Below are 1089 nucleotides of genomic sequence, written 5' to 3'. Positions count from 1 at the left end.
AACGAAATTTCATTGATTGACATTTTAAAATCAGAAAGTGAAGACGTGATTGACACCATTCAACTAAATATGGAGCTTGAAAAGGTCAAAGAGTACATTGACATTTTAGATGGACGAGAAAAAGAAGTCATCGTTGGCAGATTCGGACTGGATTTGAAAAAGGAGAAAACGCAACGGGAAATTGCGAAGGAGCTTGGAATTTCAAGAAGTTATGTATCGCGGATTGAGAAACGGGCACTGATGAAGATGTTCCATGAGTTTTACCGGGCGGAGAAGGAGAAGAGGAAAAGGGATAAGGGGAAATGAGTTGAGATATCAATATATTTTTATTTACAAGTCATCAACGCCATCTCTATTCTGAATTAGGGAACCGTTTCTTTCAGCTCGACAATGACAGCGAAAAGAAATGGAAGGTTAAACAGACAAAAGGCATCCCTATTTTTTGTTCCATAAAACGGAAAATACCATGTCAAGCGTAAGACAACTTATATATTGTATCAAAACAAGTGAAAACCCCACTTTTACTTCAAGTAAAGGTGGGGTTTGTCTACGGTCTGAAAGCATCCAATGCTTTATAAGTTGACATGTATTTAATTTTTTATGAGAGATAGTTAACGTTTTGCATAATCATTTTTATTTGTTGTATCTCATCAACCGTATATTTAGCCGGTCTTAAAACCTCATTCTCAAAATACTCGCACAGACTCGCTTTTGAGGTAAATCTATACTTATCTTTTTTAGAATAATCTAATACACGATTTTCTTTACTCTCTGGATAACCAAAATAGACTATAGGCTCAACATAGTTGAATTTATGATGATAGGTTATGAGAAAATTTCTGAGTTTGTACATTGTGTCCATGACTTGATTTCTTGGGTTATCATAAAAAGAAATATTTATAGACATTTTTTGATCAGAATCCTTATCCATATTGCTATTTTTCATAAAAATGATGGTCTGCTCTTTATCACTATTCACATTCGGAAATAATAGTTCAAAAACAAACGAAAAGTCATTAGCAATTGATTTCGCATTTTTATGATTAATCCCATGAATAACTGTTCCACGCCAATACTTCGTTTCTATAA

The 1089-nt window shown here is 33.8% G+C and carries 1 protein-coding gene and 1 pseudogene; one reads left to right on the top strand and one right to left on the bottom strand.

Features of this window, described 5'->3' with window-relative positions:
- On the top strand, positions 1–306 hold a 306-nt coding region (locus ACIQCE_RS16350), incomplete at its 5' end, for a sigma-70 family RNA polymerase sigma factor (protein ID WP_400496076.1).
- 292 nt (positions 307–598) lie between these two features.
- Here ACIQCE_RS16350 and ACIQCE_RS16345 read toward each other — a convergent pair.
- A pseudogene (locus ACIQCE_RS16345) lies at positions 599–1089 on the bottom strand (nuclease-related domain-containing protein); the annotation flags it as partial.

It is taken from the genome of Bacillus sp. NPDC093026 (assembly GCF_044754665.1).
Classification (GTDB): Bacteria; Bacillota; Bacilli; order Bacillales; family Bacillaceae; genus Bacillus; species Bacillus maqinnsis.
Note: the sequence above shows the minus strand (reverse complement) of the source record. Positions and strands in the feature narration are given on the sequence as shown.